Here is a 3,111-nt window from a genome sequence, read left to right on the forward strand (position 1 = left end):
CCTTCCTTGTTTGCACTGGCCGGCTGCCGAAAGGTGGCCGGCTTTTTTGTATATAACCGCGACCTGATGTTTGGGGCTTGTTGATTGGACAGCAGCGAGTGACCGCTGCTGGCCTAGCGTCTAGGATTGGAATATGTAGAGGCGAGATCACCAAGGCAGGAATGACCAGACTAAACAGCGGTTTCGTCTGTTAGCCGCGACGCCGGCGATAATTGAATTCAGAAGGGCGTCGGCCCGGCTGCACAGCCGGGCCAAGGCTGGAAGAGTTCCGCTCCCGCCCAGCACGATACGCATCGCACCTGGGCGCAAGCGGTACCAATGGCTCGCCTATTCCNCCGCGCCTTTTCGGCAGGAAACCCTCGGCCTCATCACAATGGAGGGCGACATTCGCAGCGCCCTATGGAACCATCCAGAGTGACATAGGCTGTTTCATGGAACTTCCTGATGACATCAGGAGGCCTGTTAAGCATGCCAGTTGTTCGCGCTCGTAGCTCAGATGCAGGTTGGAGCTCTGCCTAGTGCACCAGTATCGGAAGCGAGAACTAGGAACCGGGAGTGCTGCGGATAGATTGCCGCAGTCGAGCTTTTATCAGAGCATGGCAAGGGCTGCCTTTCTCTCCACGTTGGCGGTCGTCCTGTTGCTCGCGCTATTGCCAGACCACTTGCTGCACGCCCTTGGATTGGCCTTTACGTCTCATCACGACAAGCTCAACCACGCCGCCGCGTTCGCCACCTTGTCGGCTTTGGGTAGCCTCGGCTGGCCCCAACAGGTGGTCCGGCTGGCGGTTCTACTTGCTTTTNGGCAAGGGCTGCCTTTCTCTCCACGTTGGCGGTCGTCCTGTTGCTCGCGCTATTGCCAGACCACTTGCTGCACGCGTTGGCCTTTACGTCTCATCACGACAAGCTCAACCACGCCGCCGCGTTCGCCACCTTGTCGGCTTTGGGTAGCCTCGGCTGGCCCCAACAGGTGGTCCGGCTGGCGGTTCTACTTGCTTTAACGGGCGCAGCGATCGAAATCCTTCAATGCGTCACAGGGCGTGACATGAGTGTCTTCGACTGGTTTGCCGACTGCGCCGGAATGGCATACGGGCTGAGAACTATGAGCTGGGTGAACGAGATTCTAGGCGAACCGGTTATTTGATCGCAACAGGCTCCGCTTTTCCGCCGCGTCTTGGCCCCACTTGCCAGCCTCACGCCCGGGGCCGCCTTCGATCACCCTCGCTATTGCCGTTCAATTTCCGACGCAAAGGCCGATAGCAAGGGAAATAGGTTTCTGGGCCGCTCACCATTTAGACTTAGGTCCGATTCTTTCGCGCAAATGGCCGAAGCCGGAAACATTTCTCCTTCTACTTTGTTGCAGTGGCCGTGCCGCTGAGGAGAACATGCACAGTGCCTCTATCAAATGAACTGCGCGACGTACCGATAGAATTCCAATGCCCCTCCTGTTCGTGCCCAATGGTGAGAAGGGGATCCTGGCTGAAAACGATTGCCGGTTTCAGCTGCGATAGCTGCAGGTCCAGAGTGCGGATCGGCTACGAAGCGAAGCTGGCCATATTCGACCGGCACCTTAAGCGACGCGCGCCGGATCTGGGCCGACGACCAATGGAGTGCGATCCCGGCAACGGTTCCTGAGAGTGTGTCGGCAATTCAAGCTCCAACTGCTTGCGGTCTGCCGCAAGTCCAAGCTTTCATCTGGTCGCAGGGNTGAGAGTGTGTCGGCAATTCAAGCTCCAACTGCTTGCGGTCTGCCGCAAGTCCAAGCTTTCATCTGGTCGCAGGGTCAGGCGGCTCTTTCGTCCGTACGGAACCGATGATCGCGAGAGGTTTCGATGCGATCGGAGCACCGAGCAGGTCTACACGTTTTTCGTAGCGACCACCAATCTCTAGCTGACCACTTCAACGCTTTGACGAGGTGCGAGCAACTTGATTTTCAATAGTCTTTTTCGGGCCAAGATGCGCGCCGCCTCTGCGATGCGGCCTCCGTAAGCATCGGCGACGAATGATAGCGTCGACAGGTCAATAATGAGGTCGTCGATCGCGCCCGCCAAGACACTGGACCCGCGCCCAAATTGATGCACCAGCGCCCGCACTTCCTTAAGTGCCGTCGAGGCTTCACCCGCATCCAGCAGCGCCTCGATGTCATCGAAAATCTGCATCCCGACCCTCCCGCTTGAAAACGATGGCAATTTCGCGCGAAAAGAAAGCGCCTGCCAAGGTGCTCGCGCACGAAGGCGGCTATTCAGACAACAAGAAAGCCCTGGTGGACCCACGATGAAGGGCGTCCATGGAGGGCGTTCAGCGAGACGCAACCGAGATCCGGCGCGACATTAAACGACAGCGATGCTTGAGCCGCGCTCTCTTACGAGCAATCCGAGCAGCGCCCAGCCGCCAGCCGATCGAAGATGTACGCCAAGACCGACAAGCTGGTGCAGCGTTTTGCCAAGGCTGAAGACGCGGTGAATCGCTCAGCGAAGACATGACCGGGGTGAAGGCGGCCACTGCCGAGGTGACCCGGTGGAAGTTGATGGGCCTCGGCGCATTCGGCTCACTGCATCGCAGCGGCGGCGCTCGCGTCGCTAGTTACGCCCTATTGGTCCTATCTGGCGCGTGCTGCGTGGCGGATCACGAGTTCTATCCGTGCTGCTAAGTCAGCAGAATTCCACACCACCTCCGGATAGGCCGTCTAGATCCGGTAACCGCACATTCTTGAGCACATTGTACGATTGTTACGCAAAGCAGCGGCCGCATCGACTCTCATCATCTTGGAACTACATTGCCACAATGGCACAGCTCTTTGAATCCGCCCCAGTGAGCGCTTCATTTCAGATGATCGTGGACCACTATGAGACAGCGGTTTCACTCCAGGAGCGCATTGTGACTCGCGCTCGACAAGTCGGCTTGTCAACGAAAAGCGATGACGAATTCCTGGAGTATCTGAATGCCGTCTTAGCGCGGGCGCGCCAAAGCTTGGCTCGCGCTGATCAACGCAGTTGTTAATAAATGGGACATCCGCGGCCCGCAGGCATACAGTGTGCTATCGACGGCAACTCTAAGGGCGTCCGTCGGCTGTGAGCGATCAACATGCTTCCGCCCCAATAGGGAGAGGGAGCT

3 protein-coding genes are annotated in these 3,111 nt (G+C 57.9%); 2 read left to right on the plus strand and 1 reads right to left on the minus strand.

Annotated elements, in window-relative coordinates; all coding sequences use genetic code 11:
* Positions 1 to 826 precede the first annotated feature (826 nt).
* A complete protein-coding gene (locus X726_RS00065) occupies positions 827 to 1,141 on the plus strand; it encodes a VanZ family protein (RefSeq protein ID WP_023673957.1) in 315 nt (104 codons plus the stop codon).
* A 742-nt stretch (positions 1,142 to 1,883) separates the two neighbouring features.
* Here X726_RS00065 and X726_RS137280 read toward each other — a convergent pair.
* Entirely contained in the window at positions 1,884 to 2,156 is a 273-nt protein-coding gene (locus tag X726_RS137280; protein WP_023673958.1) for a hypothetical protein, read from the minus strand.
* Between the two features lie 368 nt (positions 2,157 to 2,524).
* Here X726_RS137280 and X726_RS1000000172170 point away from each other — a divergent pair, with 368 nt between their 5' ends.
* Positions 2,525 to 2,647 carry a hypothetical protein gene (locus X726_RS1000000172170; RefSeq protein ID WP_245261978.1) on the plus strand — a complete coding sequence of 41 codons (123 nt, stop codon included), beginning with the start codon at positions 2,525 to 2,527 and terminating at the stop codon, positions 2,645 to 2,647.
* Positions 2,648 to 3,111: the final 464 nt, after the last annotated feature.

This window comes from Mesorhizobium sp. LSJC285A00 (assembly GCF_000503155.1).
In the GTDB taxonomy this organism is placed as follows: domain Bacteria; phylum Pseudomonadota; class Alphaproteobacteria; order Rhizobiales; family Rhizobiaceae; genus Mesorhizobium.